The organism is Stenotrophomonas geniculata (genome assembly GCF_034508895.1).
GTDB lineage: Bacteria > Pseudomonadota > Gammaproteobacteria > Xanthomonadales > Xanthomonadaceae > Stenotrophomonas > Stenotrophomonas geniculata.
On sequence record NZ_CP140571.1, the window covers coordinates 3,606,476 to 3,628,046 of the forward strand.

At 63.7% G+C, this 21,571-nt stretch carries 21 protein-coding genes; 12 read left to right on the forward strand and 9 right to left on the reverse strand.

Annotated elements, in window-relative coordinates:
* Positions 1-250: 250 nt before the first annotated feature.
* Positions 251-643 (reverse strand): DUF3037 domain-containing protein, encoded by a 393-nt coding sequence (locus RI032_RS16600; protein ID WP_019337307.1) that lies wholly within the window; start codon positions 641-643, stop codon positions 251-253.
* Complete coding sequence (locus tag RI032_RS16605; RefSeq protein WP_043398508.1) at positions 621-1,397, reverse strand: HipA family kinase; 777 nt, start codon at positions 1,395-1,397, stop codon at positions 621-623. The genes RI032_RS16600 and RI032_RS16605 overlap by 23 nt, the downstream gene beginning before the upstream one ends.
* Before the next feature lie 238 nt (positions 1,398-1,635).
* Here RI032_RS16605 and RI032_RS16610 point away from each other — a divergent pair, with 238 nt between their 5' ends.
* The 3 genes from RI032_RS16610 to RI032_RS16620 all read left to right on the forward strand — a co-directional run bounded on the left by RI032_RS16610 (position 1,636) and on the right by RI032_RS16620 (position 5,136).
* Positions 1,636-1,965 (forward strand): hypothetical protein, encoded by a 330-nt coding sequence (locus RI032_RS16610; RefSeq protein ID WP_010480503.1) that lies wholly within the window; start codon positions 1,636-1,638, stop codon positions 1,963-1,965.
* 167 nt (positions 1,966-2,132) lie between these two features.
* Entirely contained in the window at positions 2,133-4,595 is a 2,463-nt protein-coding gene (locus RI032_RS16615; protein WP_322547331.1) for a S9 family peptidase, read from the forward strand.
* A gap of 220 nt (positions 4,596-4,815) precedes the next feature.
* Positions 4,816-5,136: a hypothetical protein gene (locus RI032_RS16620; RefSeq protein WP_029379698.1), complete on the forward strand. Its 321-nt coding sequence runs from the start codon at positions 4,816-4,818 to the stop codon at positions 5,134-5,136.
* Positions 5,137-5,146: 10 nt separating this feature from the next.
* Here the strand turns inward: RI032_RS16620 and RI032_RS16625 are convergent, their stop codons facing one another.
* The gene (locus tag RI032_RS16625; RefSeq protein ID WP_322547332.1) at positions 5,147-6,130 is read right to left on the reverse strand and encodes a hypothetical protein; all 984 of its coding nucleotides are present in this window, start codon (positions 6,128-6,130) and stop codon (positions 5,147-5,149) included.
* Between the two features lie 138 nt (positions 6,131-6,268).
* Between RI032_RS16625 and RI032_RS16630 the strand changes: the two genes are divergently transcribed.
* Positions 6,269-7,234, forward strand: coding sequence for a DUF2268 domain-containing putative Zn-dependent protease (locus tag RI032_RS16630; protein WP_164191410.1), 966 nt, complete (start codon positions 6,269-6,271; stop codon positions 7,232-7,234).
* Positions 7,235-7,283: 49 nt separating this feature from the next.
* A complete protein-coding gene (locus RI032_RS16635) occupies positions 7,284-8,072 on the forward strand; it encodes an SGNH/GDSL hydrolase family protein (protein WP_322547333.1) in 789 nt (262 codons plus the stop codon).
* On the opposite strand, the gene RI032_RS16640 is transcribed toward RI032_RS16635, so the two are convergent.
* Positions 8,047-8,931, reverse strand: a complete 885-nt coding sequence (locus RI032_RS16640; RefSeq protein WP_322547334.1) for a LysR family transcriptional regulator — start codon at positions 8,929-8,931, stop codon at positions 8,047-8,049. The two genes, RI032_RS16635 and RI032_RS16640, sit on opposite strands and share 26 nt — an antisense overlap.
* 105 nt (positions 8,932-9,036) lie before the next feature.
* Here RI032_RS16640 and RI032_RS16645 point away from each other — a divergent pair, with 105 nt between their 5' ends.
* Positions 9,037-10,170 (forward strand): agmatine deiminase family protein, encoded by a 1,134-nt coding sequence (locus RI032_RS16645; RefSeq protein WP_322547335.1) that lies wholly within the window; start codon positions 9,037-9,039, stop codon positions 10,168-10,170.
* A gap of 6 nt (positions 10,171-10,176) precedes the next feature.
* On the opposite strand, the gene RI032_RS16650 is transcribed toward RI032_RS16645, so the two are convergent.
* Positions 10,177-10,722, reverse strand: coding sequence for a thioesterase family protein (locus tag RI032_RS16650; RefSeq protein WP_057503324.1), 546 nt, complete (start codon positions 10,720-10,722; stop codon positions 10,177-10,179).
* 69 nt (positions 10,723-10,791) lie between these two features.
* Between RI032_RS16650 and RI032_RS16655 the strand changes: the two genes are divergently transcribed.
* The 6 genes from RI032_RS16655 (at position 10,792) to RI032_RS16680 (ending at position 15,039) form a co-directional block, all read left to right on the forward strand.
* A complete protein-coding gene (locus tag RI032_RS16655) occupies positions 10,792-11,367 on the forward strand; it encodes a TetR/AcrR family transcriptional regulator (RefSeq protein WP_029379700.1) in 576 nt (191 codons plus the stop codon).
* A 52-nt stretch (positions 11,368-11,419) separates the two neighbouring features.
* On the forward strand, positions 11,420-11,803 hold the full coding sequence (locus RI032_RS16660) for a nuclear transport factor 2 family protein (RefSeq protein WP_322547336.1): 384 nt from the start codon (positions 11,420-11,422) through the stop codon (positions 11,801-11,803).
* A gap of 153 nt (positions 11,804-11,956) precedes the next feature.
* Positions 11,957-12,736 carry a hypothetical protein gene (locus RI032_RS16665; protein WP_322547337.1) on the forward strand — a complete coding sequence of 260 codons (780 nt, stop codon included), beginning with the start codon at positions 11,957-11,959 and terminating at the stop codon, positions 12,734-12,736.
* A gap of 52 nt (positions 12,737-12,788) precedes the next feature.
* A complete protein-coding gene (locus tag RI032_RS16670; RefSeq protein ID WP_322547338.1) occupies positions 12,789-13,634 on the forward strand; it encodes an energy transducer TonB in 846 nt (281 codons plus the stop codon).
* Between the two features lie 351 nt (positions 13,635-13,985).
* Positions 13,986-14,507, forward strand: a complete 522-nt coding sequence (locus RI032_RS16675; RefSeq protein ID WP_322547339.1) for a hypothetical protein — start codon at positions 13,986-13,988, stop codon at positions 14,505-14,507.
* A gap of 13 nt (positions 14,508-14,520) precedes the next feature.
* A complete protein-coding gene (locus RI032_RS16680) occupies positions 14,521-15,039 on the forward strand; it encodes a hypothetical protein (RefSeq protein ID WP_322547340.1) in 519 nt (172 codons plus the stop codon).
* 46 nt (positions 15,040-15,085) lie between these two features.
* On the opposite strand, the gene RI032_RS16685 is transcribed toward RI032_RS16680, so the two are convergent.
* The 4 genes from RI032_RS16685 to RI032_RS16700 all read right to left on the reverse strand — a co-directional run bounded on the left by RI032_RS16685 (position 15,086) and on the right by RI032_RS16700 (position 21,475).
* A complete protein-coding gene (locus tag RI032_RS16685) occupies positions 15,086-17,197 on the reverse strand; it encodes a TonB-dependent receptor family protein (RefSeq protein WP_322547341.1) in 2,112 nt (703 codons plus the stop codon).
* A 228-nt stretch (positions 17,198-17,425) separates the two neighbouring features.
* Positions 17,426-18,298 carry a hypothetical protein gene (locus tag RI032_RS16690; RefSeq protein WP_322547342.1) on the reverse strand — a complete coding sequence of 291 codons (873 nt, stop codon included), beginning with the start codon at positions 18,296-18,298 and terminating at the stop codon, positions 17,426-17,428.
* Position 18,299: 1 nt separating this feature from the next.
* On the reverse strand, positions 18,300-19,934 hold the full coding sequence (locus RI032_RS16695) for an AAA family ATPase (protein WP_322547343.1): 1,635 nt from the start codon (positions 19,932-19,934) through the stop codon (positions 18,300-18,302).
* 71 nt (positions 19,935-20,005) lie between these two features.
* Positions 20,006-21,475, reverse strand: a complete 1,470-nt coding sequence (locus RI032_RS16700; protein ID WP_322547344.1) for a serine hydrolase domain-containing protein — start codon at positions 21,473-21,475, stop codon at positions 20,006-20,008.
* Between the last annotated feature and the right edge of the window lie 96 nt (positions 21,476-21,571).

Genomic DNA, 21,571 nt, shown 5'->3' on the forward strand with positions numbered 1-21,571 from the left:
CCAGAATCGGTCCATGAGCCGATTCCTTCCCGTGGTGTGTCTGGTCGCCAGCATGGTGCTCCTGCTGCGCGGGGTGCACGTGATACTCAGGGGTGTCCCGGCGATGGCCAGCGAAGGTACCAGTGCTGCGTATGCACAAGGCTACCTGCATGGACAGGCAGCAGCCGGGTGGGTGTTGATTTCCCCTGCGGTAGCCTGTGCACTCATTGCCTGGTACCGGGCGCGCGCCAGGAAGTGAGAGACGGGCGCATCAGCGCGGCACCCGCACCATCTTCGTCATCAAGTGTTCCACCACGCCCGCCGGGTCCGCAGTGCGGCCCACATGCGTGCTCGACATCTGCACAACCGAACTGCGCTTGGCGGTAAGGAAATGGAAGCGCGCTCGCGCGGGCAGCTGCGCGATGGGGCCGGCGCTGGCGTCGCCGCGGCAGATGGCCACGATCGCATCCAGCCACGGCTGCAGCGCCTCCTGGTCCAGCGCCGGCGCGAAGGCGCGCAGGCGCGCAGGATCGATCTCGATGGCCGCCTCCAGATGACGCGCGCCAGGACAGGAGACGATCACCCCGACGTTGATGAATTCCTCGCGTTCCACCCGCGGTACCACGCGGATGACCGCGTAGTCATACGTGTGCAGCGTGGGCACGGATGGCCTCCTGCACGAACACCGCACGCACTTTCAGGCGATGCTTGAGATAGTCGATGTAGCCTTGGCGATAGGCCTGCGGACTGTCGAATGCCGGCTCGTTGACCAGCCAGCTGTCCGGCACCAGGCCGACGATGCGCTCGATCTCGGCATCGGTCAGGCGCGCGGCCAGTTCGGCATCCACCTCGGCGATGCGGCTGGCGAACGACAGCAGCACGTGGTCGCGGATCAGCACGAACGGCTTTTCGCAGGCATCGCCGGCGTTGGCCCAGTCGTGATGGAAGTACATGGCCGCACCGTGATCGATCAGGTACAGCTTTCGATGCCACACCATCAGGTTCGGATTGCGCGTGGTGCGATCGACATTGCTGGTGAGCGCATCGAACCAGACGATGCGCGAGGCCAGATCGGCATCCACCGGCATCGCCGCCGGGTCGTAGTTGATCGCACCGGGCAGGTAGTCCAGGCCCAGGTTCAGGCCCTCGCTGGCACGGATCAGCTCCTGGATTTCCGGGTCCGGTTCGGTGCGGGCGAACTCGCGGTCCAGCTCCACGAACAGGATTTCCGGAATCGGCAGGCCCAGCGTGCGCGCCATTTCGCCGGCGATCAGCTCGGCGATCAGCGCCTTCGGGCCCTGGCCTGCGCCACGGAACTTCAGCACGGCCATGCCGTCGTCGTCGGTCTCGACCACGGCCGGCAGGGAGCCACCTTCCCGCAAGGGAGTGATGTAGCGGAGGGCATGTACGGTGCGCATGGGCGCATTCTAGCGTGGTGCGGGTGCAACCCCCTGATCGGCGAGGACCGAGTTCGGCCTTCACCTGTCCCTTCCGCCTGCGATGGCAGCATCGTGCTCCAGGAACCCTTGGGTTCATGGGCGTACTGGCACTCTCGATGCAGAGGCTTCAGGCCGGGCACCTGCTCGGCTGCCAGCGACGCGCACTGCGAAGCGGAAACCTCATCCACGATGTCCTGCAGGCTACGGAGGTGCACCGATGAGCGACGAATTCACTCCCATGCTGCCGCCCTTGGACGACGCCAAGGTCGAGGAAATGATCGGCAAGGTCGTACTGGTAGGTGTGACCCGCTATGGCGGCGACGGCCAGGTAAAGGGGCTGGAGCAGTATGCCGGCACGGTGCTGCGCATCAGCGCCGACGAGGGCGTGGTGCTGGCCGACGAGAATGATGGCCACGAGCGCTACCTGCCGCCGATGCTGGACCAGTACCAGCCAGCCGAGCCCGGGGAGTACCGCATGCACACCAGTGGCATGATCGTGGTCGACCCCGACTACCTGGCCACCTGGGACCTGCACGCGCAGCAGTAGTGCCACGCCATGCCTGGCAGGTGCCGGCAGTTCCCCGGCACCTCCCGGAGCTGCACTTTGCCCCATCCGGCCACTAGCCCTTCCGGCCCATTCACGACAACCCCTGCGGTGCTAGATTCGGGTCCATGCCCGATTCCGGGTACCCATTCACACTCCAGGGGATAAGGATGCTGATCCGTCGAACCTCTCTGGCGGCGGCCGTTGCCGTCGCCACCGTCGGCCTGCTGGCCGCTGGCCCGGCGCTTGCCGACTACGCCAAGCCGCCGGAACATCTGCTCAAGGTGCTGAAGGCACCGCCGCCGCCGGCGCCGAACGTGGCCCCGGGCGGCCAGCGCCTGCTGCTGACCACCGCGCAGACCTACCCGTCAATCAGCCGCGTCGCCCAGCCTTACCTGAAGCTGGCCGGCGTGCGCCTGGAGCCGAAGAATCGCAGCCGCCATGACACCCCCGGTGGCTACGGCATTCCGGCCTGCGTGGCCGACTTCACCCTGGTCGATATCGGCAGCGGCAAGGAGACCAAGGTCAACCTGCCGCAGGGCTGCGCCACCGGCGCGCTGTGGTCGGCCGATGGCAGCCACTTCGCCTTCCAGAATGCGGTCGATACCAGCGTGCAGCTGTGGGTGGGCGATGCGGCCACCGGCCAGGTGAAGCAGGTGCCGAACGTGCAGCTGAACCCGATCTTCGGCTACACCGTGCAGTGGCTGGGCGGCAGCCAGAATCTGCTGGTGAAGCTGGTCCCGGCCAATCAGGGCCCGGCGCCGTCCAATGGCGGCGTGCCGACCGGTCCGGACGCGCAGGAGTCGCTGGGCAGCAGCGGCGAAAGCAGCACCTACGAAGCCCGCGACACGCTGACCAGCGTCCATGACGAGAAGCTGTTCGCCTATTACGGTACTTCGCAGCTGGCCGTGGTCGATGCCGTCGCCAACCGCGTGCGCCCGGTCGGGCAACCGGCGCTGTTCAATGAAGTCAGCGCCGCGCCCGATGGCGTGCACGTGCTGACCGAATCGATCAAGGCACCGTATTCGCATGCGGTGACCTACCAGCGCTTCGCAAACGACGTGGCCGTGCTGGACATCGCCAGCGGCAAGTCCACGCCGATCGCCAGCCTGCCGTTGGCCGACCGCGTGCCGGTGCACGGCGTACCGGAAGGTCCGCGCGGTTTCGACTGGCGTGCCACCGATCCGGCCACCCTGGTCTATGCCGAAGCGCTGGACAAGGGCGACTGGAAGGTCAACGTGCCGCATCGCGACCGCGTACTGATGCTGAAGGCACCGTTCAACGGCAAGCCGGTCGAGATCACCCGCACCGCACAGCGCTTCGAAGGCTTCGCATGGACCGCCGATCCGGCCGTGGCGTTCCAGTTCGAGAACGACGAGAACCGCCACTGGATGCAGACCCGCATCGTCGATGTGGACCAGCCGAAGAAGGAAGGCCGCCTGCTGTGGGACATGTCCAGCGATGAGCTGTACGGCAACCCCGGCAACCTGGTCTTCACCCGCCTGTCGAATGGCGCGCAGGTCGTGCGCCGTGAGGGCAACCATGTGTTCCTCAGCGGCCGTGGCGCGTCGCCGCAGGGCGACCGTCCGTTCCTGGACCGCCTGGACCTGGGCACGCTGAAGAGCGAGCGCCTGTTCCGCAGCAGTGCCGATGCCTACGAACAGTTCCTCGGTTTCAGCAACACGCCGGGGCGCTACCTGACCTGGCACCAGTCGGTGATCGATCCGCCGAATGCCTTCATTCGGCAGCAGGGTGAGGCGGTGGCCGACGCGAAGGCCGGCGAGGCGCAGTTCGCGTCCACCACGACCGCGCTGACCAAGCTGGTCGACCCGACCCCGGAAGTGCGCCAGATCAAGAACCAGCTGGTGACCTACAAGCGCGCCGACGGCGTGGACCTGTCGTTCACCCTGTACACGCCGCCGGGCTACAAGGAGGGCCAGCGCGTGCCGGCGATCCTGTATGCGTACCCGGCCGACTTCGCCAACGCCGCGCAGGCCGGCCAGGTGTCCGGTTCGCAGCAGACCTTCACCCGCCTGCAGCCGTACCGCCTGATGCTGCTGGCCGGCTACGCGATCATCGACAACGCCTCGTTCCCGATCGTGGGTGACCCGAAGAACGCCTACGACACCTACCTGGAGCAGCTGGAAGCCGACGCCAAGGCGGCGGTGGACAAGGCCGTGGACATGGGCGTGGTCGACCGCAACCGCATCGGCGTGACCGGTCACAGCCATGGCGGCCTGATGACCGCCAACCTGATTGCGCACACCAAGCTGTTCAAGGCCGGTGTGGCGACCAGCGGTTCGTACAACAAGACCTTCACCCCGTTCGGCTTCCAGAACGAACGCCGCTCGGTCTGGCAGGCGCAGGACGTGTACCTGAAGGCCTCGCCGTTCTTCTATGCCGACAAGATCAAGCTGCCGCTGCTGCTGGTCCACGGCGAGGACGACGCCAACCCGGGCACCGAGCCGTTCCAGTCGCGCAAGCTCTACCAGGCGATCCGCGGCAACGGCGGCACCACCCGCCTGGTGATGCTGCCGAACGAACCGCACTGGTATACCGCATTGGAATCGAACGAGCAGCTGGTGGCGGAAATGCTGAACTGGTTCGACACCTACGTGAAGAATGCCCAGTAGCGTCGAGCCTGCTCGACCGCTTTGCAGAAGGCCGCCTTCGGGCGGCCTTCCTGCATCCTGCTGTAGAGCCGAGCCCACGCTCGGCTATCCGTTGGCCTGTAAACAGTTGCAGGTGCTATGCAATCAACTGTGGAGACTCGGTAACGACGTGTTACCGGCACATTCGCACGCCGCGCAAATGGTCTAGGCTGAACCTGATAGCTCGTTCCAGGTCGGTGCAATGAAAGCCATCCTTCTTGCTGCAACGTTGTCCTTGGTCCTGGTCTCAACTGCAGGTGCGCAGCCATTGCCCACCGAATTGGCGCAGCTGGGGATCATCGCCGGCATGCCTTACGCCAAGGCCAAGCGCCTGCTGGATGCCGCAGGCTGGCGGGCAAAACCTGCGCAGGGCGCGCCGGAATCGCTGGACGGCTTTCCGGAAGTCGGATGCCAGAAGGATGGAAAGCAATGTGCGACGACCTTCGAAAAGGACGGTCAACAGATCGCGGTGCGGCTGGGCACTACCCTGGCAGGGCAGCCGTTCGTGCAGAGCGCTGACTGAGTACCCGCCCTCACGCCAGCGGTAGGCGGTCCTGCGCGCGCGACAGCCGGTCATGCAGGTCACGCACATGTTCTGCCTTGGCATGCACCCGGGTGGTATCGCCGAAACTGCGTAGATAAGCGCAGGCCGCGAAGCCGGCGCTCTTCTTTTCGTACTCCGCAATCCAGGCCAGACGATCCGGGTTGTTGGCCTGTTCGGCGGACCACGCGGCCACCGGCGGGCGGATGCGATAACGCAGGCCGACGCGCCACGGCTTCGGTGTCAGCCGCGCACGGAAGCAGTGTTGCAGTCGGCACATGCGCGCGTACAAGGTGTCGGTGCCCAGTGCCTTGAAGAACGCCTGCAGCTGCTCGTCCTCGGGCGAGAAGGTGGCATGCATCGCCAGCACACGCAGTCCCGCAGGCGTGCGGTAAGCGCGCAGATGCCAGTCGGGGTGTTGTTCGCTGAAGACTTCCACGCGCCGTAGCGCAAGCCCTTCGGCACCCCCGGCGGCGGCCAGACGCTGCCTGCTGCGCAACAGCAATGCGGCATTGACCAGAACTACCGCCGCCACGCCCAGCACCAGCCCCACCAGCCAGTGCCACAGCAGCGTGCCAGTGACGGCGCCGGCAAGCAGCACGACCGCCGCAACAATGGCCGGCATCACGCAGCCGGCTGGCGGCTGCGCATGGTCGATGTCGGCGAACAGCACGTCCGGGCTGTTGAGGCACAGTGCGCCATAGCTGTTGCGGGTGATGATGACGTCGCCGTCGCGCTGCACGATCTGCTCGCGGATCGGCACGCCCTCCACGCCGTAGTTGCTGCGCACTTCGCGGCGCGGCAGCGCCTGCCCGGCGAGGATGGCATTGAGGGCTTCGTTGGCGCGGCGGTCGGCGTGCACCTGCGCCTCTGCAGGGCCTTCGTCGGACCAGCCGAAGCGGCGCACCACCACCGGCCGGCCACGGAAGCGGGCCTGCAGGCGGGCTTCAGCCCAGTACGCGGGAACGATCATCATCGCGGGGTGCTCCATCTTCCGTGGCAGGTGCCGAATCGAGTCTGGCACAGCGCCGGAGTGCCCGCATCTGCTTGCTGCGGCGGCCGGGCCGGGGTGATAGATTGCGCGCTTCGCCTGCACTCCACCAAGGACGGAGCGATGTCCATGATCCTGCGCGGCCTGTTGGCCCTGGCCTGTGCCGGGGCAGTTGACATGGCCACGGCGGCGGTACCGGCCGGGCCTCAGATTGTCACTGACGATGTCAGTCGCTTCTACGCGCTGTACGACAACGCAGGTGGCAAACCCAGCGTTGCGCAGTTGCGTGGATACATGGCCGAGGGTTCGGCGGGCCTGGCCGAACTGGCGAAGGCGCGCCGGGTCACCCCCGAGCGCATTGCCGAGTCCATCGCCAACCAGCCGGAACTGTATGCGCAGGGACGAAGCTGCCTGGCCGAACTGCCAGCGGTGAAACAACGCCTGACGCAGGTGTTTTCCAACCTGCAGGCGATCTACCCGCAGGCTGCGTTTCCGCCGGTGACCATCGCGGTGGGCCGTGGCCGTCCGGTCGGGCTGACCTCGAAAAGCGGGGTGATCATCGGCCTGGAAGCGCTGTGCGCAGCCGATTTCATGAATCCCAATGTGCAGGACCGCTTCGTGCACGTGATTGCGCACGAGTACGTGCACATCCAGCAGACGGGCCTGACCGACTTCGAGCCGGGCGACCCGCATGCGACGGTGCTGCGTGTTTCGCTGGGGGAGGGCATCGCCGAGTTCATCGCCGAACTGATTTCCGGCAACGTCGGCAACGGGCGCCACGCGGCCTGGACCCGTGGCCGGGAAGTGCATATCGAAAGCGCGTTCGCGCTGGATCTGGACAGCACCGATCTGTCGCCATGGCTGTACAACTACAAGCCGGGCTCGCAGGAGCCTTACGACCTCGGGTACTGGGTGGGCTACCGCATCGCCAAGGCCTATTACCTGCAGGCCAAGGACAAGCGTGATGCGGTGCGTGCGCTGATCCAGCAGGACAACCCGAAGGCGATCCTCGCTGCCAGCGGCTGGACGCCGGGCATGTGGATGCCGGCGAAAGTCACGGGTGTGGCGGCGCGTACGGCTGCACGCTGAGCACAGGGCGGGGCGTTAGACTGCGGAAGATGATTTCAGGAGTACTCGCATGCGTGGATCTGTTGAGCTTGCCGCTGCCACCGTCGTGACGCTGGGCCTCGCGTTGGCTTTTCCGCTGGGCGCTGCAGAAGCCGTCGCAGTCAATCCGCTGCTGCAGACGCCGATCGACCAGCTGCGCCCCGACGAAATTCGTTTCATGCAGCAGCGCCTGGCCGATTGGCCGCAGCTGCAACGCTATCGTGACGCGAACGCGCGACTGCCTGCGGCAGTGCCGGGCCAGCCACGCGTAGTGTTCTTCGGTGACTCCATCACCGAGGGCTGGGGCAGGGAAGGCAATGCCGGTTTCTTCCCCGGCAAGGGCTGGCTCAACCGCGGCATCAGTGGCCAGACCACGGCGCAGATGCTGGTGCGTTTCCCGCAGGACGTGCTGGCACTGAAGCCACAGGTGGTGGTGATCCTGGCCGGCACCAACGACATCGCCGGCAACACCGGCCCGTCCACGCAGGCGATGATCGAAGACAACCTGCACGCGATGATGGAGCTGGCCCGTGCACATGGCATCGCCGTGGTGCTGGCCTCCGTGCTGCCGGTGAGCGAGTACCCGTGGATGCCGGGCATCACGCCTGCGCCGAAGGTGCGCGCATTGAATACGGCGTTGAAGCGCTATGCCGAGGCGAAGCAGCTGGTCTATCTGGACTACTACACGCCGATGGCCAATGCGGCTGGTGGCCTCGATCCGCAGCTGGCCGAGGACGGCGTGCATCCCACCGCGAAGGGCTATGCGGTGATGGCGCCGTTGGCCGAAGCGGCGGTCAAGCGCGCGCTGCAGCAGAAGTAGCTCCCGCGGGCAGACTCGCCAGTAACCACTCGCAGAAACTGATCACCAGCGTATCGGCCGCGCTGTCCTCATGCACCAGCCAGCTCCAGCGCGGACCACGCACGCGTGCCTCATCCAGCGGCTGCAGCAGGCCCTGCTCGCAGGCGCGTGACGCCAGCAGCTCGCTGACCAGCGCGATGCCCAGCCCTTGGCATGCGGCATCCAGCAGCTGCCCGGGCTCGGAGAAATTCATGCCCTCGCGGCGCTGGCCGACATCGGCGCCGCCCTGCACCTGCCATTGGCTCCAATCCATCTCGCGCTCGCCATGCAGGGTCAGTCGTTCGTGCACCGGTGTGGCGAGCAGGGCCGGATGGCAGGCCGGATAGAGGCGATCCTGCAGCAGCACGCGATGCTGGCACTGCGCCTGTGAGTCCAGGTCATCGCGTACCGCCACGTCCAGCGTCTGCGTGGTCATGTCCGGCGCGTCCTCGCTGGTCAGCAGCCACAGGTCGGCACCGGGATGCAGGCGATGGAACCCGGCCAGGCGTGGCACCAGCCAATGGCGCGCAAAGGCCGGGCTGGTGTTGACGATCAGTTGATTCGGCTTGCGGTACTGATCGAGCCGGCGGATGCCACTGGCCAGCTGCCGCAGCAGGGACTGGGTGGTTTCCAGCAGGTCGATGCCGGCGTCGGTGAGGGTGACGCTGCGGCCCTGCCGGAAGAACAACGGCTGCTGCAGCGAGGCTTCCAGGCCCCGGATCTGCTGGCTGATGGCCGACTGGGTCAGATGCAGTTCCTCGGCGGCCCTGTGGAAACTACCCAGGCGGGCGGCGGCCTCGAAACCACGCAACGCGTTCAGCGGTGGCCAATGCTTGAGCATTTCAGGTAAGTAAAACTGTTCAATTGATGGCTGAATCTATCGTTTGTTCTTATGGATAGGCAAGCGCAGCATAGCTTCCATCCCACACCGGCCCTGGAGCCCGTCATGAGCAGCCGTCGTCACTTCCTCACCCAGCTGGCGGGCGCCGCCGGTCTTGGCGGCCTGGCCGCCCTCGGTCTGGCGGGGCTGCCGGCTCGCGTATCCGCAGCGGGGCAAGCTGCGGGCGCCTGGCGCATGCCGGACGAGCACGGGCCGCAGGAACGTGTCTTTCTGGCCTTCGCCGCGCAACCGCGGGTGTGGGGCGCGCAGGCCGATGCGGTGAACACCGCCGTGGCGCGGCTGGCCCGTACCATCGCCCGCCACCAGCCGGTCAGCGTGCTGTGCCGCCCGGACCAGTTGAAGCAGGCGCAGGACCGCTGCGGCCGCGACAACATCGAGTTCCTCGAGGTGCCGCTGGATGACATATGGGTGCGCGATTACGGCGGTTGCTTCGTCACCAATGACCGGGGCGGGCTGGGGCTGGTCGACTTCAACTTCAACGGTTGGGGAGGCAAGCAGAGCGCACGCAACGATGGCGCGGTGGCGCCCTGGCTGGCACAGGTGACCGGCGCGACGCTGCTGGAAAGCGATCTGGTGGGCGAGGGCGGTGGCATCGAAGTCGATGGCCATGGCACCGCCATCCTCACCGAAAGCTGCTGGGTGAACCGCAACCGTAATCCGGACTGGTCGCGCGCGGAGATCGAGGCCGAGCTGAAGCATCACCTGGGCCTGCGCAAGGTGATCTGGCTGCCCGGCATCGCCGGCGAGGACATCACCGACGCGCATGTGGATTTCTATGCGCGCTTCGTGCGCCCGGGTGTAGTGATTGCCAACCTGGACAATGATCCGGAGTCCTACGACTACGACCTGACCCGCGAACATCTACAGATCCTGCGCGAGGCCACCGATGCCGATGGCCGTCGCCTGCAGGTGCATACGCTGCCGCCGCCGCTGGACGGGCGCGACAACGTGCATACCCGCGACAACGACGATCTGGCGACGGGCTATATCAACTACCTGCCGATCAACGGCGCGGTGGTAGCGCCGCAGTTCGGTGACGACGCAGCCGATGGCTACTGCCGTGAACTGCTGGAGGACATGTATCCCGGCCGCGTGATCGAACAGGTGGATATCGATGCGATCGCCGGCGGCGGAGGTGGCATCCATTGCGTGACCAAGAACATGCCGAAGGTAGGGTGACGTGCCTCAGGCATCGTCCAGCTTCAACGCGGCATCGGCCGCCAGCAACGCCTCGGCGGCTGCACTGAGCGACGGCGACGGTGGGGCGACCACGCCGATCGCTTCCATCATCTTCGGCATGCTCAGGAACTGGCGCGCGCGACGGTCGTAGATGCCGGTGACCAGCAGCGCACGGGTGGCGATCTTCTGCTCGGGCCCGATCAGCACGCGCTGCTCCATGATGCCGCGCGAGCCGACCCAGCCCACCAGGCGCGTTTCCAGGGTGAAGCGCTGGAACGGCTTGAGTTCGCGGCGGAACTGGATGGTGCCGGCACCGACGATCGGCGCCCACTTCTCGCGCAGCGCCACCCGGCCCAGGCCCATGCGCAGGATCAGGTCCAGCCGGCCCAGATCGAAGATGTTCCAGTAGCGGCCGTTGGTCATGTGCAGGTTGCTGTCCAGGTCGTTGGGCAGCACACGGAACTGCAGGCGCGAGACCCCGAACGGGGCCTCCAGCTTCGGCCGGAACAGGCTGCAAAGCAGCAGATGGAGCAGGCGGAACCAGAGATTCATGGCTATGACGACTGTTATAGAACGGCCGGTACGCTAATCTATGACGACTGTCTTAGCAAGGCGATCGCCGTGAGCCCACGACCCTCTGATGCCCCGCAACGGGTGATTGATGCCGCAGCACAGATGCTGGCGCGGGTAGGCCTCAATGCCACCAGCATTCGTGAGGTGACCAAGCTGGCCGAGGCGCCGCTGGGCTCCACCTACCACCATTTTCCTGGCGGCAAGCAGGAACTGCTGGCGCGCGCCACCTACATGGCCGGCGACAAGGTGGAGGCGCTTCTCGTCGAGCTGTTGAAGGGAGGGGCGGTGCAGGGCCTGCAGCAGTTCCTGGCAATGTGGCGCGAGCGCCTGCTGCGCTCCGGGTTCCGGGCGGGCTGCCCGGTACTGGCCGCTGCCGTGGAGGAGCCGGTGGAGGCAGTGCCGAGCCAGCCCCGTGCAGCAGCTGCTGAAGTGTTCGCACGTTGGCAGGCCCATCTGGCCGCAGCGTTCATCGCCGACGGCCACGATCCGGTCGCCGCGGGTGGGCTGGCCAATCTGGTGATTGCCAGTGTGGAAGGTGCGGTGGCGATGTGCCGCGCACTGCAGGACATCGCCCCGTTCGACCAGGTGGCCGCGCAGTTGCTGAAGGCCGCCGCGCCTCCTTGATACGGCTGAACGGTCGCGGGAGACTCGGCGCAGGCCCTGACTGGACGCCGCCGTGGACGAATCGCACTGCCGCCATCTGATCGAGCACTACCTGCAGGCCTACAACCGCTTCGACATCGACGCCATGCTGGCGGTGCTGGCGCATAACGTGCGTTTCGAGAACCACAGCGGTGGCCAGCTGACGATGGTCACCGAAGGCATCGATGCCTTTGGCGAACTGGCACGGCAATCGGCGCCGTTGTTCCGCGAGCGCGAGCAGCGGTTGCTGGAGCTGATCTTCAAGGATGGCGTGGTGCTGGCCAGCATCGACTGGCGTGGCGTGTTCGCGCAGGACATTCCCGATGGTCCCGGCGCGGATACGGAACTGGCACTGCAGGGACACAGCGAGTTCGCTTTTGAGGACGGTCGCATCGTGCGGATCGTCGACCGCAGTTGATGATCAATGGCCTCGGCCCGTCGCCTACACAGAGGCCCCGGCCGCGGTAGAATCCGCGCAACACTACCCGCGCGTGCCCGGCAAGGATGTCCGCATGCTGTATCAGGTTCTTGAGCTTCCACGCTCCACGATCCGCGGCACCCGGTGGTGCCGATGAAACGCACCCGTTTCTTTGCGCGGAGCCCGCTGAAGTTGCCGGTGAACCGCGCCGGTGAGCTTGTGCGCGCACGGCAACACCTGCGGGAACGCGGCTGGCCACGCCTGCAGATGGCACTGATCGTGGCCCTGACCGGTGCGGCCGGTTTCCTTGCCTCGCACCTGCTGCGTCTGGCCGGTATCGACGCGATGCTGCTTCGCTACCCGATGGCCGTATTGCTGGCCTATGGCGTGTTCCTGCTGCTGATGTGGATCTGGATCCGCTGGCGCTGGGACAACGTGCTGGATGGCCTGTCGCCGGATGTGGGCAGTGGCAGCCCTTCACCTCGCGGAAGTACCGTGGAATCACCGTGGGGCGGCGTCGGTGGCCGTTCTGGAGGTGGCGGCGCGTCAGCTTCGTGGAATGAGTCGGCGCAGGCCGGCGGCGGCGATGCCGGTGAGCTGCCGTTGACCGGCCTGGCCGAAGACGAAGCGGGCCTGCCGTTGCTGGCGATCCTCGGCATCGTCGCGCTGGTGGCGTCCGTCCTGCTGGCGAGCGTGTGGGTGGTGTGGTCGGCACCGGTGCTGATGGCCGAATTGCTGGTGGACGCGGCCATTGCCAGTGGCCTGTACCGGCGCATGCAGGGCATGCACGAGCAGGGGTGGTGGCGGGTATGCGTGACGCACACGATCTGGCCGCTGCTCGGCCTGCTGCTGTTCTTCGTGGTGCTGGGCTGGCTCGCGCAGGAACTCGCGCCAGATGCGACCCATCTGCTGCAGGTCATTCAAGCGCTGTAGCGTCACGTCCCCGGCCGATATCCCAACCTGCTTCATTTCTTCCAGGAACTTCATGCGACAGCGCATTGCACGGAAACGCGTCCTGGCCACAACGGTCGTTCTATCGATGGTTGCAGTCGTAGCGCTGATCGCCAGCGTGCGCCCGCAATGGCGGCAGGCAGTCGGCCCGCCTCCGATCAATCTGGGAACGGCACGGATGCAGGCCGAAGTGATGGCAGAGCTCATCGACCTGCGACCGACACCACCAGGGAAGCCGCCGGAACCACCGATTCCAATCAAGGGAATCTTCTCCCCGATGCTGACCGGTAACAGTGGATCCGCGACCGCGGCAGTGCCGCTGGAAGATGTCGCGCCAGCACACTTCGAGCCGCGCGGCTGGGAGCCCGACATGCCATTTGTCGTGATGGAATGGACTGCGCCTACCTGTGGCGAAGGAGACCCCGCCCCTGTCTGCCAGGTTCGTCACAGCGTCGTGGAATGGCGTGATGATGACAGTGCGGCGTCCTTTCAACTGCAGCAGCATCTGGAGTCGATGCTGCAGGTTGCGAACCGCCGGGCTGTACGCGTACCCGACCTCGCGTCTGAGCTTGCGCATGTGCGAGCGCAACGGATGACGTGGGACGAGCTTCAGCAACGGCGTGCGCGTGGCATCGAGGGATGCACGGGTGGCCCGGGCAATCCCGATCTGGGCGTTGTCTATCTGCAGCGTCCTGTGTTCAGCCAGGAGGGGAACTGGGCAATGGCATCGGTCGCCTCGGATCTGTGCAGTGGAGGAACGGCGATGCGCGTCCTCTACCTTCTGCACCGCAGGAAGAGCGGATGGGAGCGTATTCGAGTGGAGCCTGTCCGCCATATGAGCGTTGGACACGGCCTGTGGCCCGTGTTGGCGGAGTCGTGATGACAGATACCTCGTTCAAGCCAGACCGTGACTGCCAACAACGGATCACCTAGCGACGCATTGCATCGCTGGCGGCGGCGCTGTCGGCTTTGGCTCTCATGGCCGGGATCTGCAGCCTGCGCCCGAGGTGGCAGCAGGAGATCGGTCGGCTACCGATCAACCTGGGAACAGCGCAGATGCAGGCGGAGGCGATGGCGCTGGCGATCCGGCAGAGCCCCCCCATTCCCCCCTCCACCCCCGCCAGTGCCGCAGCCAACGCCAGTTCTGCCATCGTCGCTGAGCGAGGTGCCCAGCGCACCGCAGACACCCTTCACGCGCGTTGATCAATGGCGCCCGCAGGAACAGCCGCAGTTGACCGACCCGGTGGGGGAGGACATCTACGTGATGGAGCAGACCTTGCCCTATTGCTGGCCGGGCAGCAGTGCCTCCATCTGCCAGGAGGTGGACGATCTGGTCCTGCCGCTGGACGATTGGTGGCCGCCGGACATCCATGCGCTGCGGTTGCAGCTGCAGGCGGACCTGGTTCCCGCCAATCGCCGGTCCACGCCAGTGCCTGCGGCCGCATTGGCCGGTGCGCAGCGGATGGGCGGCGCGGGGCTTCGAGCGCTGCGGGAGCAGGGGGGCGGGGCAACGGTGCATGGGCCGACTCGGACATACGACCACGTCGCCTATCTGACCCGGCCTGTTTTCAGCGTCGATGGGCAGTGGGCTATGATTGCGGTCGCCCGGGATTCGTGTTCCGACGATTTCGTCTACCGGGAGCTTGTCGTGCTGCATCGGGAACAAGGACGCTGGATGGCCGAACCCCCGGAACGGGGTCTGGGCGGCGTATGGGACGGCCGCATACTGCGGCCCTGGACGTACAACCACTGACGAGGAAGAGCGCATGGATGTCGCTACACGCCGCAACAGGACGTTGTTTCGTTGGATCATGGTGACGCTGCTGGCAGTACTGATGCCGTTTGCAGCACTGGCGCAGCCCGCAGCCGGGCAGGCCGATGGCGCCGAAGCAGCCACTGCCACGGAAGAGGCGCAATGCCGCGCCTGCAGCTATGAACGCATCGGGCCTAAAGTCGATATCGGGCTGGTTGCATTGGTGTCGCTGCTGGTGGTGGGTCTGCTGATCGCAGCGTCGCGGGAATGGGGCACCACGTCGCAGCGCTGGACCTGCCGCACGCTGTCCCTGCTGCTGGTGGGTGTCGGCGTGGCGTTGCTATGGTGGGCTGGCAGCGTCGTCTACCTGGGCTACAACCCGTGGCAGGACATGGCCCCCCTCGGCGATGGTTCGCTTACCTCGACACTGCTCAACACCTCACCGAAGTGGCTGGCGGCGCTGGTGTTGATTGGTTTCGCGCCTTCCATCTGGAAGCGCAGCGAACGCCTGCCGGCCTGGCGTATCGGCTGACCCTGGAACGACGGCGCCGGGTCAGACCCGGCGCCGCCTGCGGCCATCAGTCAAAGCGCCAGCGCACGCCCGCATAGACGCCGCGGCCTTCGCCTGGCGTCGAGCGCGCGACATCCTTGCCGGCGTCGTCGTAGCCCGGCGTGACCGTGGCCGCGTAGTGGCGGTTGCCGATGTTGCGCATCTCCGCCCAGGCCTGCCAGCGACCACCGGGTGCCTCGTAGCCGATGCGGCTGCCGAAGATCACGTGGCTATCGGCCCAGTAGCTGTTGGCGTAGTCCACCGCGATGCGCGAGGCGTATTCGCTGTTCAGCGCGGCGTACAGGCCGGAGGCATGATCGAAGCGCAGCTCGGCCTGGTAGCTGTGGCGCGGCAGGCCCGGCAGGCGGTTGCTGCCGAAGCGCGCATCGTGGCGGTAACGGAAATCACTGAAGGTGTACGCCTGGCGCAACGACAGGCGTCCCGGCGCGGCCTGCCACAGTGTGCTGTCCAATCCGGCTTCGATGCCACGGTGCACGGTGGGGCTGGCGTTGTTCTCTGCGATGAACAGGTTCGGTACCGGCTGCAGCTCCACGCTCAACAATTCATGGTTCACGTGGGCGTAGTAGCCGGTCAGTTCCCAGCGACCCAGCGCCGCGTCACCGCGCGCGCCCAGTTCCAGCGTGGTGGCGGTCTGGTTCTGCATCGGCACCGGCGCGCGCTGGCGGCCGGTAGACGGGCCATTGCCCGGCCCGAAGTACTGGTTCGAGCCCCAGATCATCGACCACGGGTGCGGCGCCTCCACCGAACGGCTGAGGTTGCCGAACCACTGCGTCTGCGCGCTGTGCTGCCAGGTGAAGCCCAGTCGCGGCGCGTAGTCCCAGTCGTGGTCGCGCAGGCGGCCTCCGCTGCTCGGCCAGGTCACCTGCACGTCGCGGCGGGTGCTGATCAGTGCCAGCCCGGTCTGCATGCGCAGGCGGTCGTTGAAGGTGAGGGTATTGCCGACGTGCAGCGTACTGTCGGTGCCGTGGTGGCGGAAGTCACGCGTGCGCGTACCGGCGGCATAGCCGTTGCTGGCAAAGCGCAGCGACTCGCGCACGTCGGCGTCCAGATCGTGGGTGACGCGCAGACCGACCGTGGTTTCACTGTCCAGGCCGAACAGCCGGTGGCGGCGGTGGTAGTCCAGCGTGGCGTTGAGGTTGGCGTAGTCCAGCTGCTGGCGGTACAGGCTCTCGTTCAAGTCCATCGGATACGTGTGGTAGACCAGCCCGGCCTGCAGCGAGGAGTCCTCATCGATCTGCAGCGTGGTGACATTGCCCACCCAGGTGCTGCCCGGCTGCGGGCGGCGCGCATCGATGGCCAGGTTGGCCGCGTTTGCCGCATGCGGATCGTTGCGGATCTGATCGCGGGTCAAGCGACCGGGCGTTTCGTGATTGGTTTCGCGGTAGCGCACGAAGAAACGCGTCTGCAGGTCGGGCGTGATCTGCCAGCCGATGTTGGCCATCGCGCCCTTGCCGTCGCCGCGCGCATGGCGCTGATAACCATCGAACTCGGTATCGGTGTAGGCCAGGAAGTAATCGAGATCTCCGTTGACACCGCCCCAGCTGATGCCGCGTTTCTGGTAGCCACGGCTGCCCGCTTCGTAGTGCAGCTGCACGCCGGCCGAATCACGGCCGCTGCGGCTTACATAGTCGATGGCACCGCCCAGCGCCAGCGCGCCGCGCTCGAAACCATTGGCGCCCCGCAGCACTTCCACGCGTGACAGCCACAGCGGTTCCAGCAGCTCGTAGGGCGTGCCGCCCGGTCCGGTCAGCGGCAGCCCGTCGATCGAAACTGCAATACCAGACGCATGCGCACCCGGGCCACGGTTGATGCCCGAGCCCCGGATCGAGATCTTGGTGCCCTCGTTGCCCGGCGACTGCGCGCTGATGCCGGGCTGGGAGGCCAGCACATCGGCGCTGCTGGAAAGGCGGCTGTCGGCCTTGGCCACGTCGATGACGTTGCTGGCGCCGGGTACACGCTTCAGTGCCTCGCGCGCCTGGGCACTGGCATCGGCAGCAGCGGTGACCTGCACGGCATCCATCGTGGTGGCCTGCGGGGCCGCGCCGGCGGTGGAGGAAAGGCCGAGGGAAACGGCCAGGAACAACAGCGACGGGGTGGGGCGGTACGACGAAAGGGACATGCGGACATGCTGTAAACTACGAAAGTGTCGCGCAAGTTAACATATCGCGGGTGCCACGTCACCCATCGGCGGCGTATGGGTGCGGTGCTGATTAATCGAGCACTGAATTTTTTGTGACGCCCCTCAATGCCCTGCGCGCAAGTAGAGTTAGAACAATTGGTCAGCAGGCGCCCACGATTCGACATTAAATGCGTGAAATTCTCGACGAGACATCAAAGAAAATGCATTTCATATTTTTGCGATCAGAGGGGCGTCATCACATCTACCTGGGGTAGTTAGCCTGCTAAATAGCCAGTCGAGCGTTACGTCCTCTAGTAGGCCAGATACAAATATGGAGAGCCAGCTATTCTTGCTCTCTTGGCGGTCATCCGATTTGTGTAGCTCTTCAGATAGTATTCTAGCCAAATGAATTTTTGATGCAGGAGCGGTTCCGAGGCTGGAGTTTATGAGGCTTGGCTTTCTCACGAGCGTTCCCCAGTCTCTGCGTAATGACCCGATTATTGCGCTTTTTTTTACGACATTGTTAATGTGAAAATCGACAGCTGCGAAATTTGCATCCGAAGCCGCAAGATTATTAACTATTTCAATAGATGGTGCCCTGTCATGGTCGCGGAATCTGCAAGTTACCAGTCTCTCATTCATGAAGCTATCGAAATAGGGGTGGAGGACCCGTTCTCCCGCTTTTCCCCTATAGATGTCCTTCCGCTTGTTATTACAGAGGCAGGCGGGAACTAGGTTTGCAGAAAACAGGCTGAACTCTGGGTATATGGCCTTTGGTAAAACGTGATCGAGCGTTCCGCAGTTCGGTGATCCGCACATGGTGCAAGTCATCGCGGCATTATCATCTCTTAGTTTCTTGATAAATTTGTGAGAGGCTGGGGGGTGTTTGTAGTGTGCGTGAAGGTATTTGGTTGCAGCTTTGCCAACGCCCTTTGGTTCTATGGAGTGTGCGTTCCCATTCGATTCCAAATATGTCATGTAGGCTATTGAAATTGCTGCTGCTTCCGATCTCAAGTGGGGATGGCTCGAAAGCTCTTTATTTCGCGCCAGTGATCTTATGAGCATGTGGTCGTTTATTTTCCAGGCGTTCAAGTGGCGCATCTCAGCTCGACTCCTTGTTTAAGATCAATTCGTGTATTTCCCCTAGTGTCTCGAGTGAGAGTTCATCCTTGTAGTTCTCGTATATAAATTCCCAGGAGTTGTTGGAATTTATTATTTTTCTCTTTACTCTTTTCGATATGCTTGAATTGGAATTTTCGCCAAATACAAACCTTGAAATTGCTCCTACATCAGCACCAAATGTCCTGAGCCGAGGTTTGAGCACTTGAATCTTCCCGTCTTCATCTTTTTCAATAACCGACACTTGTTCTTTGAAGACTTCCCGGACGAAGTAGGATGAATGTGTTGCAATGATTGCGGAAGAGCCTGTTAGCTCGAGAATGCGGTCCAGTAATGCTGCGAATTCGCTGATGAAGTTAGGATGGAGGTGGGTTTCTGGTTCATCAAGAAGGATTAGTGAGCCATTCTCGATGGACTCGCAGGCAAGGGCTGAAAAGTTAATAAATGAGAGCTCGCCGCTGCTGAGTTTCGTTGCTTTTCCGTCCACTACGCGTACAGGATCTTTTTGTGGGTCGATGGAGGCCTGTTGCTCTAAGTTTCGAATGCTGGTTCCGCTCTTTATTTCCGAAATTCTAACTGGCATGCCGCCGTCGGTGCGTACTAGTGCCAGTTGTTCATGGTCACGTATCGCAGAAAGTGAGTCGTTGAAAATTGAGAGCCTGCTGCGCCTCGCAATTGATTGTTCAGACTGAGAGATCCTAAGTATTGTTTCCGGTAGCCTTGAGCCCACTTTCTGCTTGGATGCAGAGCCAATATGATGCCGCTTGTACCAGGTCCGCTGGGTTCGCCTCTCGGCAGGGAAAGTTGAAATTGATTCTATAGTTGATGCAAAAGCGATTAGGCGACTGATCTGAGGTCGTTCGCCCGACTCCGACTCTCGTAAATTATTTTCTCTATTAAGAAGGCTTCTGCATATTGCATTGAGGGATTGCGACTTTCCTACGCCGTTCTTTCCGATGATTACAGCAATGCGTCGCGGAAGTTCAGATTCATGGTTGAAATTTATGTCAAATTCATACTGCAGTTGCTTTTTGTCGAGATTGAAGTTGAGCCTCCATTGTGTGGCGGGGCGAACTGTTCTCTCGTTGGAAAGTCCTTGAATTATCGATCCTGCGTTGTGGAGGGCGAAATGGACCTCTGAATCTCGAAGAAATCCAAGGTTAAATATGCGTTCCTTGATTGCTTTTGAGATGATTTTCGATGTTGGTTTGAAGTGTTTTAGTGTTGCAAGCTCGTTTGCATTGATGAGCATTCTTTTGAGTGTGGGTGGTTTGATTGATGATGCTAGATCTCGATAGCTTTGTATCGAGGGGAGCATGATGAAGAATTTATGGAGGTTGGCTTGGATCTTCTCTTTCGAGGATCCAACCAATTGGATGAGGCGGATTCGTCCGTTCTCTTCTTTTGCATCTTCTTCATAGAATCCGATTAGGATGTCGGTCACTACGGTGGTTGCATCGTCGATTTTCAGTGCAATTTTGGCTCTGAGCTGATATCCGTAGTCATTCCAGTCATCGTCTGACGGAAAAATTACCGACGTACCGATTGGCGCTCTCTTGGCTGCGCTTGCATCTCTTGCGAAAATGCAGGTCGAGGCGGGGTTTCTGACGATTTTCAATGGCTAGATCCGTAGTTGATTGAGTCGGCGGCGTTGATTGGATGGGCCGGTCGGTTGCTGCGAATTTTTGTCTATTTCTGAGGCATGGGAGAATCGCCCGGTTGCAGATTTTTCGATTGCTCGGCAATCTGCGACGCTTTCTCGTACATCGCCTTGGCAATCTCGGCATGCCCCAGCGCCGCATGGCGCTCGGCCAGGCTGTCCCAGGCGTTGGCCGAATCCGGGTGCAGTTCGGTGTTCAGGCTGAACACCTTCAACGCCTTCGCCGCACCCAGGCGCTCGCGGATCGCGTAACCACTGGCGTTGATTGCGCGTTCTCGTTCGCTGTCGGTGATGCGGTTGTTGTACTGCAACCAGTCGCGCATCGCCCGTGCCGCGTCAGCCGTCTCATCCGACGCACAGGCGATCAGGCGCTCGGGCAGCACCGCACTCGCAAACTGCTGCGGTGCAGCCACCGCCATCGTGCTTTCCACAAGGGTGCTCGACCACACGTTGCGCGCGCTGCCATTGGTGAAATACACGAACACCCAGTATCCGCTGGCCAGGCTGCCCTTGTCGGCCAGCTGTGCCCGCACACGGGGGCCGCCATCGTGGCCGACCTTGGTGTAGCCATCACGGCGCGTGGTGTCCCAGCTGGTGGAGAAGAAATTACTGCGGCCGTTGGCGCGCTTCTGTAGCTGCCAGAGCTTCTCCAGTGTCGCCGTGCGTACCAGTTTCCCGCTGGCCAGGGCCTGCAGGAAACGATTCGTATCACCCACGGTGGTCTGCAGATCGGCATGGCCCCAGCCGTAGCCCGGCCACGGATCTTCATTGGCGGGCTGCAACGCGCCGTCCTTGCCGATGTACGGCACGGCTGCGCGCTGCACTGGCACGCTGGCCAGTCCCCAGGACGTACTGCGCATCCTCAGCGGCAGCAGGATCCGTTCGCGCGCGATGGCCGGGTAGGGCTTGCGGTAGTGCGCTTCCAGCAGCGCGGTCAGCACCAGATAGTTGGCCTGGGTGTACTGCACGCGGCTGCCGGTGGCGAACTGCATCGGCGCCGCACCAGCCACCTCCAGTGCAGCGGCAAGCGTGGGCGCGACGCCAGGGTAGCCTCTGCTCACCCAGCGGTTGTCGACGCGGTCGTAATACTCAGCGATGCCGGAACTGTGGTTGAGGAAATCGCGCACGTGAATCGTCTGCCATGCCGCGGGCAGTTCCGGCACGTAACGGCTGGCGGGCGTGTCGAGATCCAGCGTGCCCTGGTCGACCAGCTGCATCACCAGTGTGCTGGTCAGCAGCTTGGCCATCGACTGCGCGGCGAAGATGGAATCGACGGTAGCTGGTGCGCGGGTGACGCGATCGCGATCTCCGCTGGCGCGTTGGTAGAGCACCTGGCCGTTGTGGGTAACGAGTACCGCCTGCCCGGCGATGCCGTAGCGTTCCTGGTTGGCCTGCAGCTGGGTGTCGAGGCGCGCCGACAGAGCGTCGCGAACATCACGTGCCAAAACGGGCAGGGTGACTGCCAGGGCGCAGAAGAGTGCAGCAAGGGCGCGGTACATCGCGGTGGTCCATCAGCGGCGATGGCGCATCTTGGTCAGGGCAGGAGATCGGGTCAAGAGCACCGATTCCCGCACGAGGGAGAGCCGGCCAGCGGC